This is a genomic window from Kosmotoga sp. DU53, from assembly GCF_001639905.1.
GTDB classification, from domain to species: Bacteria; Thermotogota; Thermotogae; order Petrotogales; family Kosmotogaceae; genus Kosmotoga; species Kosmotoga olearia.
On sequence record NZ_JGCK01000073.1, the window covers coordinates 45,769 to 61,834 of the forward strand.

Genomic DNA, 16,066 nt, shown 5'->3' on the forward strand with positions numbered 1-16,066 from the left:
CAAAGAGGCCCCAGAGGGGCCTCCTTATTTTTATTCTAGATAGTCTTCAGCGGCGTAAATAATCTCTTTAAGCGCTTTTTTAACGTCTTTTCTGGTTATAAACATGTTGATAGTATCGTTGAGGGCAGTGACGAAGGCTTCAGGAGCGGCGGAACCATGAATGATCGACGGACAGAGGGCATTTGTTGCGAAATCGTCCATGGACCAGATCAAATAGTCATCGTAAAGGCTTCTGTCAGCATCGATTCTAGCAGGAATCGATCCTTTGATTGGGTTGAAAGTATCCTGACCTTCGACGGAAGATATAATCTTTAGCCATTTGATGGCATTCTCTCTGTGAGGAGCATTTTTCGGGAGCCCAAAGGTGTCTGTAACGACCATGAAAGAACCCTTCGTTCCGGGAACTACCATCCAGCCGAATTCTTTACCCGGTGTCCAACCCAATGTCTTCAGATATCCTTCAGCCCAGTCTCCCATCACATTAAAAGCAGCTTTGCCCTCAAACACGAGCAATGTGGCATCCTGCCATGTGAGAGAAGCATGGTTGGGGTTCACGTAATTCATAAGTTCCTTGAATATTTCCAGAGCTTCCTTTACTCCTTGATGCTCAAAGGAGGTTCTTCCATTCCAGAGACCGTTGTAGTTGTACGGGCCAAGAGTTGAAAGAAGTATGTCTTCGAATAAATGTGTTGCAGTCCATTTGTTCTTGTCACCTAATGCCAGAGGGATATAACCTGCTTTTTTAATTTTTTTCAGGACTTCTATAAATTCCGGCCACGTAGAAGGAACTTTTTCAATACCTACCTCTTCGAGAATCGCTTTGTTGTAGAAAACAACGTTTCCTCTGTGAACATTGACAGGGATAGAGTAAACTTCACCTTTGTAACTACAGATTTTGAGAATATCTTCCGGGAACTTATCGATTATTCCCCATTCTTCAAGTAAATCAGTTATCGGTTCCATCATTCCTGTAACCACATAGGTATCGATAAGTTCCATACCACCGTGGACCTGGAAAGAATCAGGTGGGTTCCCACCGAGCATTCTTGTTTTCAATACGGCTTTAGCGTTTGTACCAGCACCCCCGGCGACTGTAGCATTGATGATTTCTACATCGGGATAGTATTTGTGAAAGACATCAAAGAGCGCCAGCAAGCCTTCTTCTTCTCCACCGCCTGTCCACCAGCTAAATATTTCTAGTTGATTTGCTGAGAATGCGACAAAGGCCATTGAAAGAATCATCAAAAGAACAAAGAACTTTCTCATAACACTACCTCCCCTTTAAGATTTCCCCTTATGGGGTATTAAAAAAAGATTGTCCCTAATGATGTACATGTTCGATACTTTTGGCCTCTAACCATTTTGCAGTAGCGTAAATTCCGGCTCCGATTGCCACGGCATTGTCTGAAATTTCCGAAAGTTTCACGTCGGTTTCCTGATCGCCAAATAAATATTGAGAGACTATTTCTTTTACCGGTTGGATTAGATAATTACCCAATGCTGCCATTGTCCCACCAATAAAGACGGCCTGAGGATTTAATAAATGTATGACATTAAGAACGACAATAGAAAGCCACTTGGCACTATCGCGTACAATGGAATATACAATTTTGTTGTCAGCTTTGAGAAGATTCGCGACATCTTCAATACTGTGTGCATTCAATCCACATGACTTTATTTGGCTTGTCAATACATCTACTCCGTACAGATCTTCGAGATATTTAAATTGCCCATGAACATAAAATAAGCTGTGGCCTATTTCTCCAACATAGTCATGGGTTCCCTGATAAAGTTCATCATTAATTACAACTCCGGCTCCAATTCCTTCATTCACAAGTATGTATACGAAATTCTTTAGATACTTTGCGCCACCGTGCCACTTTTCCGCAAGTGCAGCTACATTCGCATCATTTTCTATCCAAACAGGCAGTTTGTATTTTTTTTGTATGATCTCTCCAAGCGGAATATTTATCCATCCCTCAAATTTCGGTGGACACTTTATAACACCAGTTTCGGGATCAAGAGGACCAGGGATTCCAATTCCTATAACTCCAACCTTAATCCCATGCTTTTCTGCTTTCTCCATAATATGATTAATATCCAGATAGAGCTTTTCAAGAACACTGTCTGGATCATTTTTTTTATAAGATAATCCATTGCTTTCCATCAGTACTTTCATACTGGCATCCATTAATACCGTTTTTATGTTGTGTCTTCCAAGATGGACTCCCAATGTGTACACAGCGTTCTTTTTGATATGCAAAGAGATAGGTGTTTTACCGACATTTCCGTTTGGCTTTGTCGGGGATTCTTCAACTATTCCAGCGGCTAAAAATTCCTTTATGATAGATGATACAGTCGTCTTAGTTAACCCTGTAATCCTCGAAAGCTCAACTCTGGAAATGCCGTCCTGTTTCAATAAAATATGAAGTAAAGTAATAGCGTTTTTAATTCGTGTATCTTTGGGTTTCAGTATAAGCATAGACTCCTCCAATGAATCAGTTTCAAGTTAACGAATAAATTAGTAAACTGGACTAACTAATTGGATTATATCAACAAAACACGGGGTCCTTTTAACACCTGGACCCCTTTGAATAGCATATAATACTTAACTACAATCAAATATATGGATTTATATCCGAATTCTGTAATTTTCTATAATTTACCATTTGTTTTTTCTTTTCATTGAAAACCGGATGTCTTATTTTTTGAGGATATACGTAGCCATTCAGGATTATTCGGAAGTAGAATAACCCCCTTTCTGCGCCTCTTTGACAATCTGAAGGGCTTTATCAAGCATGGGATCAGCTTTACCAATTAGCCAGGATATTTTTTCCTCAAGGTTCAGGTTTATGGGAATATCCGGCTCTATATGCTCTCCTTCTTCAAGAAGAAAAATCCTTTCTTTTGATAACTTCACTCTACATTTTGTGTTTGGTAGTAAGTATCCATGCTGTTTAAATCCGAAGTTTGCGGTTTCACTGGACCTTTCTCCGAGAATTGTCCCTATGCCTTTTCTGACTAGAAAACCAAGGAACATGAGACAACCGGAAAACACATCTTCATCTGTCAAAATCCACAGCTTTCCAGAAAACCGTTTTTTCGCAGGATACACATTCACACCATAATCTAAAATAGCGTATTTAACTCCTTCCTTGGTATAAGATTTCACCCCGATACCTATGGCCAGTTTAGTTGGTTTATCTACAAAATATCTCAACAAACTTAGCGCGGACCACCCTCCTGTATTGCCTCGAACGTCTATGATCAGATCAGTAATGGGGCTATCCAGAGCTTCTTCCATCCTGTCTATTATTTCTTGTTGAAACTCTCCATTAAAACTTGGAACTTTCAAGACACCAATAGAACCGTACAGTTCAAATGATGGACTTCTCTTTCTTACCGGTTGAGAGGTCCGTTTATAATCTTTTGGGGAGATAGATTCAATCTTCAGCGTCTTTTCTTCATTTTCATAAAGATAGGTGATTTCGAACTCCTCTGTTCCCCACCACTTAGGTAAAGATTGGAAGAAGTAATTAACCAACCAGTTCAATCTACTCTCTCCGGTTTCAGAAATACCATAAATCTCCAGCTCTTCAACAACATTCTCAACCGGAATACCGTTGATCTTTGTAACAATGGCTCCAACTGGCAAATCACAGATTGAATCAACCACCACGGCATACCCGTTTACCCGGCGCAATCTGAAGGGGAAAACTTTAATCTCGACATCCGACGGAGGATATAACATGGAGTGCTGGTCGTGAAGAATGGCTATTAATGGAGCAGCTATCATGTAGAATTCCGACCGTGTCATATCATGGTCTAATTGAGCTTTTTTCTCTTCGACAAGATTCCAGAATACATCTTTATCTACCTTGAGCCAGGGGTTGTAATACTCTTCAACAATTTTGGAGACAAGAAAATCTAAGTCCTCTCTCAACTGCTCGGGAGTAAAAAGCTTTTCGGCTAATGTGAAAGTGGAAATGAGCAAAAGGATTCCTATGAGTATATAGCGAGTTTTATTCACCACAATCCCTCCAAAGTTACTAAACAAATAATTTGAATCGCGTTAAACATTATTACCGCGTCAATATTAACATACTTCAAATTCAATTAACAAATTCATTTTCATAGGATCGCAATTTAATCTAACAGCATTGGAGGAGCTGGCTGACAGGATTTTTTAGGGATGTTCGATGAGAGACACCTGAACGCTTAATCGAACAGTATACTATTCAATTTATGATATAATCTGAACAGTATACTATTCAACTTAGGGGTGTCGCATATGACAGATCAAGAGTTGTTTTCTGTTTTAATTCGCTGGAACTACTGGGATAAAGGCGAAATACCGGATCTGATTAGAAGGAGAGAAGTTGAGTTTCTTCATAGATACTTTTCAGGAAACCTGGTTCAAATAATAAAGGGACCAAGACGTGCTGGTAAATCTTCGATATTAAAAGTGTTCTACAATGACCTCAGAGGATCAAGAGATCCCCTTTCGTTTCTTTTTATAAATCTGGAAGATGTATCACTTGCGCAAGAAGAGAGTTCACCACAATTGTTAGAGAGATTGTATAGGCTTTATAGGCAACGGGTAAATCCTTCTGGAAAGGCTATTGTATTCATTGACGAAGCTCAGAGAATATCAGGATGGGAAAGATGGGTTGAAACCTACAGAGAAATAGGTGAAGCTAAGTTCTTCATAACTGGTTCATCCTCAAAACTATCTTCTAAAGAATTGGGCACTTTGCTTACAGGAAGACATATAGATCTTACTCTTTATCCTTTTTCATTCAGAGATTTTGTTGCTTCTCGGGGATTTGGTTTTGATGAGTTATCACTTTATGCGAAGAAGGATCAAATAAAGAATCTGCTCTTTTCGTACTTTGAAACAGGGGGATTTCCGGAAGTTTTGCTTAATTATGGACCAGATGAAGGGATGGAGATTCTTGAGACCTATTTCGATGACATGATTTACAGGGATATCGTTGAACGTTGGGGAGTTAGAGATGTGCAACTGCTGAAAAGAATAGCGCTGTACGCGTTGAAAAATAGTGGTAATCTTATGACCTATCGCCAGCTTCAGAGACTTATTGAACAGGTTTCTGGTAAGACCTCTACTAACACGATATCAGAGCACATGTCCCATTTAATAGAGGCTTATATTGTTTTCGAACTAACCCTTTATAGTAACTCCATAAAGAAATCTATTCAACGTCCAAGAAAGCTGTACTCAGTGGATACGGGGCTCCGAAAAGCTGTTGTAAAACCGTTCACAGATGATTTTGGTCGTGATGCCGAAAATGTTGTCTTTATCGAATTGCTTAGAAGGAGATACAAAGTTAACTACTGGAGGAATAATGAAACAGAGGTGGATTTCATAGCTCTAGGAAGGAAAAGAAACGTTGCTATAAATGTGACCATGTCTAACATCGAAAGAAAAGACCTGAGAGACAGAGAACTGAAAGGACTTGTAGACTTTCCAGGCAAGGAATTTGAAAGAATTCTCATAACGGACGACCTTGAGGATGAGTTAAAAATAGAAGGAAAGAAGATAACTTTGCTTCCTCTATGGAAGTGGCTTTTGCTAGAGCAATAAAAATTTTCAACCGATCTGAATCACTCGATCGCAGAATTGCTCCAGGTCATCCTTATATGATATGTCAGGCACGAAATTCTTTTTAGAAAATATCAGCGTATCCGCTTGAAAATGAGAAAACTTTTAGCTGGAACTTCTAAGTTTTTGATCTCCATCTGGGTATTGGTAAATAGTTCATGGTAAAGACCTGGTAGTGATCCGGAAAAGGTTGCCTTTTCGTTTCCAGGATTAGCAAAAATGATGATTTCCTCATCTTCTAACGTTCTTTTATAAGCCATCAAAGTTCCATCAGTGGCGATGATCTCGAAGGAACCTTTCCTCAGAGCAGGATATTCCTTTCTGAAGCTAATGAGTTTTTTATAGTATTCGAGGATATCCTTATTCCAGAGTTCTTCTTTCCACGGCATAGGTCTTCGATTATCAGGATCTTTTCCTCCTGTCATGCCTATTTCGTCTCCATAGTAGATCACCGGGGAACCTATAAAAGTCATCTGCAAGCCTACGGCTATTTTGAAAAGCTCTATGTCACCATAAAGTGTTGTAAGCATTCTTTCAGTATCGTGACTATCCAGCATATTCCATAGAGAATGCAGAACCTGGGGTGGATATCTTTTGAGATAAAACCCAGTCATGTTGGCGAATTTTTTCGCGGAATGCATCGGTCTTGCAACATACTCGATAACTGCATCCCTGAACTGGTAATTCATAACAGAGTCAAACATGTTTCCTTGCAGATACACCTTTGAGTCTCCCCAGATTTCCCCAACGATTATAGATTCTTTGTTCATACTTTTGACAGTGGGGCGGAAAAAGTTCTTCCAGAATTCTGGAGCGACTTCTCCAGCAACATCAAGTCTCCAGCCTGAAATGCCTGCTTTGGCGTATTTTTCAGCTACCTTGCCGATGTATTCCTGTACCTCTGGATTTAGAACGTTCAATTTCGGCATATCGGCGTAGCCGCCCCAGGCGATGTAGTTCATGGCGTGTCCCTTGTACCTTCTCGGTTTATTTCCTTTTATAAAATACCAATCCCAGTAGGGGGAATCTTTGCCGTTTTTCTTAACATCCTGGAATGCCCTGAATTCGTCGCCAGTGTGGTTGAATACTCCGTCCAGGATTACCCTTATCCCGGATGAAGATAGATCATTCACCATTTTCTTGAAGAGTTCGTAATCCCCAAAATTGTCATCGATTTTCATATAATCCGCGGTATCGTACTTGTGACTCGAGACACTCTCAAAAATAGGGTTAAAGTAGATGGCATCTATCCCAAGGTCTTTCAGGTGATCCATGTGATCGATAACACCCTGAAGATCTCCGCCAAAGAAACCATCGGAACCAAGGTTGGCGCTTTTGGGATCTGCGTACCAATTTTGTGAACCCTCGGGATCATTCGAAGGGTCACCGTTTGCGAACCTTTCAGGGAAAATCTGGTAATACACTGCTCCTTTCGACCATTCTGGTGTGTCGAAATAATTTACAGGAAGATTGTCTGGGGTGAATCTGAAAGGAATAACGGATTGTTCTGAAACGCCGTTGGCGCCCAAAAATAGCTTTTTATCGTTGCCGAGCAGTTCAAAATAGTATTCGAGGTTCTGCAAATCAGTTAGATGGATTCTGAAATAGTCCTGATTTCCGGAGTTTTTCAAAAACGGCATTTCTAATTTTGCGCCATTTATGTGGATGAACGCTTTAGTGAAAGCTTCTTCTTTTCCTGAGACGCTCAAGTAAAATTCTCCCGGCTTCACGGGATTAAAATATTCTCTATCCCATATTTTGTGGGTTGCGGGTTCAAGATCTTCAACCCTGAAAATGTTGAAGGTTTTACCCTCAATGTTTGTTGTCTCTTTGAAAGGATCAATAAGGCGGTTACCAGATTCATCAGTGAAATAGTAATTATAGGTCCCGTTGTCCAAGCTCACTGACAGATACCACCAACTGCCTGCAGCCTTTTCCAGAGGAACCGGTTCCCACTCGGTGAAATCACCTATTAAAAACACCTGCTGGTCTGACTCGATAAAGAAATCCGCTGCGAAACCTAAACAAGCCAACATGATAAACAACAAAAGTAAAGCTTTCCTCATCCAAACATCTCCCTACTTTTTAAGCTTAGCTGTCTATTAGTATCATAACAGTTTCTGGGGACTCAGCAAAACAAATCTTTCCTTTTGTATTTTAGTTATGAGTTGGTACGGTTGAGGACAATGTTTTGCTTATTTCGCAGTGAAAAATTACGAATCCGAGTAATCCCAGAAAATATACTTTGAAGTATTATGTTTCACAGTATTATGTTTTGAAACATAATATGATAGAATCTGAGTGGGAGGGATTGTATGTTTGTAGATAGAAAAGAAGAGTTCTCAGTTCTTGAAAGAGAATACAGGAAATCTTCTTCATTCGTTGTTTTATACGGAAGGAGACGAACCGGCAAGACCACTCTTATAGAAAGATTCATTGAAAACAAACCAGCTTTGTATTTCCTTGCAACGGAGGAACCTGAGGTTGTCCAGCGGAGAAGATTCCAGAGACTGCTCTTTGATTATACTGGTGATAGGGTACTTTCTAATTTTGACCAGCCACTGGACTGGGAGAGTCTGTTTTTGATGTTTTCAAGGCAAAAAGGAAAGAAAATACTTGTGATAGATGAGTTTCAGTATCTGGCTACTGTGAACCCAGCATTCCCGTCAGTTTTTCAAATGGTTTGGGATAGCTATTTGAAGGAATCCAATACTATGGTTATTCTCTGCGGTTCTCTTATAACCATGATGCTCAGTCAGGTTCTCAATTATTCAAGCCCGCTGTACGGTCGGCGCACCGCACAGATATTGCTCAAACCAATGAACTTTGAGATCTGTAGTGAATTCTTCGATTTCAGAGATAAGGAAAAGCTCCTTGAGTTTTATTCGATCACTGGAGGTATTCCCAAATACATAGAAGAGGCAAGAAGGTTTGAGGATCCTATCAAGTTCATCGTAGAGGCTGTTCTGAATAAGGACAGTTATCTGTACAGGGAGCCCTTTTTCCTTCTTGAAAAAGAAACGGACGCGGTAGGAACTTATATGTCAATAATAGCGCAGATAGCGGATGGAAAAAACAGGATAGGGGAAATAGCATCGGCGTTCAACAGTAATCCAAGCCATCTTACCAGATATCTTAAGGTGCTGAGAGATCTGGACTTCGTCGAACGGATGGTTCCGGTTACCGAGAAAAACCCTGAAAGGTCAAAGAAAGGTATTTATTTGATCAAGGACAGGTTCTTAAATTTCTGGTTCCACTATGTTTTTCCCTTTCTAGACTATCTGGAAATTCGAAAGATCGACCCAGCGTTAAAGAGTATCGAAAACACGTTCCGTTCCGTTCTGGTGCCACTTGTGTACGAAGACCTATGTAGGGAAGCCACCTATACGATGGCAGCCAGGGGAGAGTTGCCCTTTGTTCCAGAAAAAATCGGAAAATGGTGGGATAGGAAGAATGATGTGGACATAGTGGGTATTTCAGAGGATAGAATAATCACCGGTGAATGCAAATTCACCTCGAATCCCATGGACACAAGGTCGCTCTATCTTCTTGAAAAACGTACCGATATGATCTCCCAGGGGAAGGAACCATTTTATATATTGTTTTCTAAAAGCGGGTTTACGTCAGAGCTTCAAGAGATAGCAAGAAAGAGGAATGACATCAAGCTCATAACTTTTCTACCAGACTGACAATGTAACGGTGAATCTGTCAAAAATCGGTTAAGAGAGGTCGTCTGCGTCTTTGTCTAAATTCTTGACTTTCTTCAGATAATCCATTACGTTTTTATCGAGGTCATAGAGATAAGTGTATTTAAGTTTTTCTCCAACAGTCATGGCTATTTTTCTGAATAAATCAGTGATTTTGAAAAGAGCTTCCCAGTTTTCATCAATATTGCTTCCGGGTTTGTGGGGGAACTGGTTAGAATCATTGCCCGGATTTCTTCTTGATTTTCTGCCCAGTGCAGTAATTCAGCGGTTATTTCTTTTTCTTTTCTCACATATATTCGCCTCTTTCTATCCAATTTTTTAATTCTTTTCAAATTCAACAGAATTGATTTTCAATGACCAATTGTAGAAGTTTGGATAGAAAAACCGAGAGCAGAGAGTCGAGAACCGAAAATAAAAGATTGTTGTCGGTTGTACGTAACGACCGAGAATCCGGGAGCCCGAGAAAGCTGCTTTGCAGCGGGTAAGCCTGACTTCGTCAGGGGTAAGCACTCCTTCGAAGTGGGTGAAAACTGCTTTGCAGTTTAAAAAACAGGTCGCTTGCAGAGGCTGACATTCTTTAGAAGTCAACGGGTAACTGTCATTCTGGATTAAAGATTTCCAGAATGACAGTGGGGCATTAAGATTTAGGATAGAACATCTCCAGAATGACGAACAGGGAGATCTCGCCTCGCTAGCCCGACACTTGTTCCCTAACCTGTTATCCTGAACTTGATTCATGTTCTGCAAGGGTCTCTCTATACCCCATACGCTCTTGGATTCTCGATTCTTACGTACAACCTACAACGTGTAACCCGCAACGTGTTATATTCTCGGATTCTCGGGTCTCGGACTCTCGGATTTTATACAGTATGCTGTGCCTTATAAATAGCCGATAACAATAATGTGCATGCCCTTCCCTTATATTTTGGAGAAAACCGGTTGATGCGATAAAGTATGAATGCAAATTTAGTAAATATACATTTAGTAAAATTCGACAAAGAGTGGTGACGGTTGTGATCAATAGAAAAACCGAAAAAGCTTTTATTCAGAAGAAGATGAATTCAAAAAAGGCAGAACTTTTGGTTTTATATGGTAGAAGGCGGGTTGGGAAGACCTACCTTCTTGAGAATTCTTTCGATTCCCCTCTTTTCTTCACAGCAGATCTTTCCAGCCCCAGGCAGCTTATGAATAATTTTATGGATCCTTTAAGGGAAATCCTCAATCTCCCGGATAGTTTGAGAATTTCCAACTGGGATGAGTTTTTTCAGTTTCTTGCTAATGCAGTAAGAACCTTGAAAACCAAACAAGCAATCATCTTTGACGAGTTTCAATATATCTCCCAGAAAGACGATTCCTTTCTCTCTATATTTCAATGATGGTGGGATAAAGAATTTTCAAAACTACCGGTAGTTATTGTTCTATGTGGTTCATATGTTGGAATGATTGAAAAGATAGCCCTCTCTGTAAATAGTCCAATCTATGGGAGAAGAACAGGACAGTACTTGGTGTCTCCCATGAATTTCTTTGATGCTTCTTTGTTTCTCGAAAAGATGGATATTGAAAGCAGGATCAAAACGTATTCAGTCTCAGGTGGAATTCCTCTTTATTTAAATGAGTTTAGTGATTATTCTAATTTCTCCAAGGCGTTAAAAGAAAAGGTTCTTAGCGCTGGTGAATTTTTGTTGGAAGAGGGAAGGTTCTTAACTCTCGAAGAATTTTCAAGGGACCCAGCTACATATTTCGATATTCTCAAGGCAGTTGCAAACGGACGAACTAAGCCAAAAGAGATTTCTGATTTAACTGAAATACCTTACAAAGGACTAGGTACTTACCTCGCAAAATTGTTGGATTTGAAGTTGTTAAGGAAAGAATTTCCATTTTCTTTGAAAAAACCCCGAAGGACACCACTTTATTTTATCGATGATGGATACCTAAGATTTTATTTCAAATTTCTGTATCCTCACAAAGAACTTATTTACCGGGGAAGAAGCGACTACTTAATGAAAATAATATTGAAAGCGCTTCCACAGTTTGTTTCCTTCACCTTTGAAAAAATCGCAAAGCAGTATCTGGAAAAAATAGTTAAACCTGAAAAGATAGGAAGATGGTGGCGAAAAGATGAAGAAATAGATATCGTAGCCACCTGTGGGAATACTTTAGTAGTCTGCGAGGTTAAATGGACTAACAAGCCTGTTGGAAGCAGTGTATTGTACAACCTTCAAAGAAAAGCGGGATTACTTCAGGAAGACATAGGGAAGAATTTTGAAAAGGTGATCTATTATCTTTTCTCGAAATCTGGATTCGTTGGCATAAAATCACGGGATAATTTGGTTCTGGTAGATCTTGGGGGTATTGATTCGAGACCAGAGAAACAAGACTAAAGACTCGAGAGGGCTCTTTACAGTTGATACGCGCCTTTGGCGGAATAGAATCCGAGAACGGAGATTCGAGAGGCTATGATTTATAGATCCTGAATCAAGTTCAGGATGATAAACCAGGTATGCGAAGCGGTCAGCTTTCGAAGCGCAAGGAGCATGCTCTGACGTTGGGAGCGACTGCGTCACTGATATAAAGAACAGTTCACAGCATTACAACAGCAGTACCTTGCCACATACCGCTATTTTCAAAAAGCATGTAAAGAACAAGATTCTGGATTAAAGATTTCCAGAATGACAGTCTTTTTCAACCGCGAAGCGGTTCGAGACAACCACGAAGTGGTTCGGAACAACTCCGAAGGAGTTCGTTACAATCCCGAAGGGATTCGTATCTGTTGCGAAGCAACTTTCTCGGCTCTCACCTACTATGTCAAGTCAAGGAGACAGACTCTCGGATTCTGGTGTTCTTATCATGTTTACCCTCGCGTTTTTCTCCCAATCAAAAACCTCATGAATCCTTCGAGCTCTTTCACTTTTAATAGCTTCGCTAAAAGCATGAAAATCGCTGTACCAGCCACTATTTCGATTAAGCTGGAGAGAGTGGAGAAAGGCAAAAGAGCTTTCAGAAGCACCAGCACAAGAACCATTCCAGATGTGCAAATGGCAATTTTAAGTGTTTCCCTGATGTAGCCGCTTTCGTAGCCTATTTTTTTGAATATCCCAAACGAGACGATCATCGCTCCAAGTATTCCCGCGATGGTTGTTGCCCAAGCGATTCCCACAGGTCCTATAGTAAGCCCAAGGATGATATCCAGCAGGATATTTGTACCCGCCATTATCATTGCTACTATTGAAGGAAATCTGGGATTTTTCCTTGCGTAGTGAGCCCTCGAAAAAATGCCGAAGATACCGTAAAAGGGCATTCCAACAGCATAAGCTCTCAAGATTCGTGAGGTGTTCAGGGTATCCTCGAAGGTGAATTTTCCTCTCTGGAATAGAAGGGCAACAATTTCTTTTGAAAGGATCATCAAGCCAATTGTCGCGGGAATGACTAAGAACATCAGGGTTCCGAAGGCTTCCCACAGGATCTTTTTGAAGTCTTCACGTTCCTTGTCTCCCGCGAACTTCGAAAGTTCTGCTAGAGAGACAGTTGCCACAGCTACCGCGAACATTCCCAAAGGAAGTTGGTAAAGCCTCATAGCATATTGGAGGCTTGATACCGCTCCACTTCCCAGTTCTGTTGCTACTCTCGTGTCAACCAGCGAATTGAGCTGGGTGATTGCAGGAGAAATCATGGCGATCAGAAACATTAAACTGAATTCTCTGGCGCTTTCTTTATCGAACGTTAATGTGAACCTGAATCCTCTCTTCGAAGAAGCGATTATCAATACCGTAAGTTGAGCTACACCACCAATAATGAAGCCAATCGTTGGTCCCAGGATTGGAGGGTTGAGATATCTGGATAGAACGATTCCTGTAATGGTAGAAATATTTATAAATGCAGGGGACAGAGCGGCAATGAAATAAAAGTTGAGACTGTTCAGTATCCCGTAAAAAACGCTCCAGGTTGAAACCAGCAAGACAAAGGGGAAAGTGATTTTCATGAGCTTTGCTGTGAGTTCGATTACCTCGGGCTCGAATCCTCCGGCAAAAGTAACGGATATAGGTTCCGAGAAAAAAATCCCAATGAGAGAGATTGCCCCGGTAATGGAAACGACCAGAATCAGAATAGTGGAAGCAAATTTAAAGGCCTCTACTAAAGACTTTTTTTTCTTTTCAGCGAAAAGCGGAACAAACACCATTGAGAGAGCACCTTCGGCGAAGATTTTCCTGAGAAAAAAAGGTATTAAAATCGCCACGAGATAGGCATCATATTGGCTGGAGGTGCCAAAGTAACCCGCAAAAAAGGCGTCGCGGAGTAATCCAGTGATTCTTGAAATCATGGTGGCAAGTGCAAATGCCAGCGTTCCTTTTATTATACTTTGATTCATTAATCACTTCCTCCATTGGTTTACAAAGCTTCTACATGGTCAAGTATAACCGAAAAAGAAGGTTATTGGAAATTTAACCAGAGAATTGGTGTGGTAAGATTTTTGAAGCATGACAATCAGTTTGTCCGGGGGGATGAGAATGATTTATAGGGAAGATGAGAGGATTCTTTATATCCGTATGGATGATGGAGAGGACTTTGTAGAGAATCTGGAAAAAGTTCTACAGGAGGCAGGTGTGACCTCTGGCGTCATAATCAGTGGCGTTGGGATGCTCAGAGATTTAGAAATAGGTTGGTTTAATGTTGAAAAGATGGTGTATGAAAAAGAGCAAATTTCCGTACCTCATGAATTGGTAAGCATATCTGGAAATATATCACTTTTGGAAGGTAATCCTTTTCCTCATATGCATGTTTCCCTTGCGGGACCTTCAAGAGCTCTCAGTGGTGGCCATTTGTTTTCCGGGATAGTGTGCAATACAGTAGAGCTTTTTATCTTAAAAGCACCCTTGCTCGAACTTAAAAGAGCTGCTAGTAAAGGATTTAAAGCTCTGGAATAGGTTCAGCTTTTTTGAATTTGGAGATGAATTAACAGGGTAACGAATATCTCCGCAACTATTAGCATGAGGACGATTAGTATTCCTTTTTCCAATCCAAAATGTTTTCCAGCAAAACCTACCATATAACTCGACGCAGCGGCTCCGAGGGACGCTGCTATACTGAAGGTGCTCACATTGAAACTAGATCTCTCTGGCCTTTGCGAGATTAGTATCGCTTGAAGTGTTGGAAACATAGCAGAGAATCCAAGTCCTATAAGGAAGGTGAAAAGACCGAGTATTATCGGAGCTTTTGTCAGGAGCATTGCAACAAAGGTAATGCATGAAAAAGACGACAGCAATAAAAGGCTACGACTGTAGCCGAGTTTTTCAACGGTGATACCGGCTACCAAACGACCGGCAAGAAGGCCCATCCAGAGTAAGGCAGGAAAAATACTGGAGAACCTTAACGATACGTCTCTGACATCAAAGAGGTACGCGGCAACCCATGAAGAAAAACCAACTTCATAACCTACATAAAGAAAAACGCCGGATAGGACGAGCCAGTACAGTGTCCGTTCTTTTTTATCTGTAATGCTATTTGGATTTCTTGTTTCACGGTTTTCCGAGTAGAGAAACGGTATTTTGATTGTTGGAAATGATAGGAACAATGTGAAAGCTGTTATTGCTGCTCCGATGAAAAATGGGATATTCCAATTTTTCACATTCTTTAAGGTAAGGGCAACAACAAATGGTGATATAACCGCACCAAGTGAAAAGAGTGAATGGAGCACGTTCAACACACTGCCGGTACGTTTTTTAAATAGGGCTGCCACACCAACACCAGCGTTGACTTCTATGAGACTGTTACCGAATGTAGTGATAAAACTTGCGATTAAGAGCAGGATAAACGTTGGTGAAAGTCCTATAAGAAGATAGCCAAAGGTGTTGGTTAAAATAGCGATCATGAGCATTTTAAACGGGCCAAATCTCGGCGTCAATTTTATGCTCAAAATAGCGGCTATTATGAAAAAAATTGATGGCAGGGAAAGTAAAAGTCCTGCCATTTGATGATCTATACCAAAGAAGATTTCAATTGCCGGTAAAACGCTTCCAAGGGCTATCGCAGTGAAGCCAAAAGAAAAGAATCCTCCAGAAGCTGCTAGCGTAAATAAGTTTTTTTCTCTCATGTTTACTTTTTATTGTCCGGGGATATAAAGGTCGAATTCTTCTGAAAGATTTATAACCTCAGCAGAAGGCATTTTTACCAGTTTTCCGCTGTTGAAACCGTAAAAAATCAAATAAACAGAGTTGGGGTTAGCGACTCTTATATATGCATCTTTTGAAAGAGTGATTGTGTATTTTGTTTCAAGTTCCGGTGGTTTGAAATAGAAAAATTTTTCCTGTGATAAACCTGGAGAGAAGATTTTCTGATAAGTGTATTTTGTTTCATTTTTATTCTTTTTGAAACCAATCCAGACATCATCTTTCCCGGTTACGAATATTCTAAAGTATGGTCTATCCGGTGTTTTTTGGAGTTCGGTAAAAAGAGCATCCAGGTCATTTTCGAAGCTTTCCAGAAATTCACTGGCAATAATGAATTTTTCTACCAATCCACCACCGGTAATAATTGATTTTAAGGAATCAACCTCATTTTCTACTCGTGTAGTGAACTCAGAGTATGAGCTATTGAGTTGCTTATTTAACTCATCGATTTTTATTCTAAGTTCTTCTGCAGTTTTTAAAGCGGCCAGCGAAAGTATGAAAGCTACAATTGCAGCTATGATAATAAACATACCTAAAAAGGTTGCCAGTGAAACGCTTTTTTTTGCCATTCT

The 16,066-nt window shown here is 40.4% G+C and carries 14 protein-coding genes; 5 read left to right on the forward strand and 9 right to left on the reverse strand.

The features are described 5' to 3' along the window. Window positions 1-30 precede the first annotated feature (30 nt). From DU53_RS10460 to DU53_RS10470, 3 genes are all read right to left on the reverse strand, one after another. Window positions 31-1,266 (reverse strand): ABC transporter substrate-binding protein, encoded by a 1,236-nt coding sequence (locus tag DU53_RS10460; protein WP_015869326.1) that lies wholly within the window; start codon window positions 1,264-1,266, stop codon window positions 31-33. Between the two features lie 55 nt (window positions 1,267-1,321). After that, window positions 1,322-2,482 (reverse strand): ROK family transcriptional regulator, encoded by a 1,161-nt coding sequence (locus DU53_RS10465; protein ID WP_015869327.1) that lies wholly within the window; start codon window positions 2,480-2,482, stop codon window positions 1,322-1,324. 252 nt (window positions 2,483-2,734) lie between these two features. Then, window positions 2,735-4,030: a S41 family peptidase gene (locus tag DU53_RS10470; protein ID WP_015869328.1), complete on the reverse strand. Its 1,296-nt coding sequence runs from the start codon at window positions 4,028-4,030 to the stop codon at window positions 2,735-2,737. Between the two features lie 261 nt (window positions 4,031-4,291). Between DU53_RS10470 and DU53_RS10475 the strand changes: the two genes are divergently transcribed. Continuing rightward, a complete protein-coding gene (locus DU53_RS10475) occupies window positions 4,292-5,605 on the forward strand; it encodes an ATP-binding protein (protein ID WP_015869329.1) in 1,314 nt (437 codons plus the stop codon). Window positions 5,606-5,697: 92 nt separating this feature from the next. Here DU53_RS10475 and DU53_RS10480 read toward each other — a convergent pair whose 3' ends face one another. Then, window positions 5,698-7,689, reverse strand: coding sequence for an alpha-amylase family glycosyl hydrolase (locus DU53_RS10480; protein ID WP_015869330.1), 1,992 nt, complete (start codon window positions 7,687-7,689; stop codon window positions 5,698-5,700). A 249-nt stretch (window positions 7,690-7,938) separates the two neighbouring features. On the opposite strand from DU53_RS10480, the gene DU53_RS10485 reads away from it, so the two are divergent. Then, a complete protein-coding gene (locus DU53_RS10485) occupies window positions 7,939-9,312 on the forward strand; it encodes an ATP-binding protein (RefSeq protein WP_063728585.1) in 1,374 nt (457 codons plus the stop codon). A gap of 30 nt (window positions 9,313-9,342) precedes the next feature. Here the strand turns inward: DU53_RS10485 and DU53_RS13040 are convergent, their stop codons facing one another. Together DU53_RS13040 and DU53_RS13045 are read right to left on the reverse strand one after the other, a co-directional pair. Continuing rightward, window positions 9,343-9,456 (reverse strand): aminoglycoside 6-adenylyltransferase, encoded by a 114-nt coding sequence (locus tag DU53_RS13040; RefSeq protein ID WP_235599818.1) that lies wholly within the window; start codon window positions 9,454-9,456, stop codon window positions 9,343-9,345. Window positions 9,457-9,458: 2 nt separating this feature from the next. Beyond that, complete coding sequence (locus tag DU53_RS13045; protein WP_235599819.1) at window positions 9,459-9,662, reverse strand: aminoglycoside 6-adenylyltransferase; 204 nt, start codon at window positions 9,660-9,662, stop codon at window positions 9,459-9,461. A gap of 681 nt (window positions 9,663-10,343) precedes the next feature. Between DU53_RS13045 and DU53_RS12580 the strand changes: the two genes are divergently transcribed. Both DU53_RS12580 and DU53_RS10490 read left to right on the forward strand, forming a co-directional pair. Continuing rightward, entirely contained in the window at window positions 10,344-10,706 is a 363-nt protein-coding gene (locus DU53_RS12580) for an ATP-binding protein (protein ID WP_201030072.1), read from the forward strand. Between the two features lie 63 nt (window positions 10,707-10,769). Then, on the forward strand, window positions 10,770-11,711 hold the full coding sequence (locus DU53_RS10490) for an ATP-binding protein (RefSeq protein WP_201030073.1): 942 nt from the start codon (window positions 10,770-10,772) through the stop codon (window positions 11,709-11,711). Window positions 11,712-12,181: 470 nt separating this feature from the next. On the opposite strand, the gene murJ is transcribed toward DU53_RS10490, so the two are convergent. Next, window positions 12,182-13,696 carry a murein biosynthesis integral membrane protein MurJ gene (gene murJ, locus DU53_RS10495; RefSeq protein WP_063728586.1) on the reverse strand — a complete coding sequence of 505 codons (1,515 nt, stop codon included), beginning with the start codon at window positions 13,694-13,696 and terminating at the stop codon, window positions 12,182-12,184. A 139-nt stretch (window positions 13,697-13,835) separates the two neighbouring features. On the opposite strand from murJ, the gene DU53_RS10500 reads away from it, so the two are divergent. After that, entirely contained in the window at window positions 13,836-14,252 is a 417-nt protein-coding gene (locus DU53_RS10500) for a PPC domain-containing DNA-binding protein (protein ID WP_063728588.1), read from the forward strand. A gap of 2 nt (window positions 14,253-14,254) precedes the next feature. On the opposite strand, the gene DU53_RS10505 is transcribed toward DU53_RS10500, so the two are convergent. Next, window positions 14,255-15,418 (reverse strand): sugar MFS transporter, encoded by a 1,164-nt coding sequence (locus DU53_RS10505; RefSeq protein WP_063728590.1) that lies wholly within the window; start codon window positions 15,416-15,418, stop codon window positions 14,255-14,257. A 9-nt stretch (window positions 15,419-15,427) separates the two neighbouring features. Next, window positions 15,428-16,063 carry a hypothetical protein gene (locus DU53_RS10510; protein WP_063728592.1) on the reverse strand — a complete coding sequence of 212 codons (636 nt, stop codon included), beginning with the start codon at window positions 16,061-16,063 and terminating at the stop codon, window positions 15,428-15,430. Window positions 16,064-16,066: the final 3 nt, after the last annotated feature.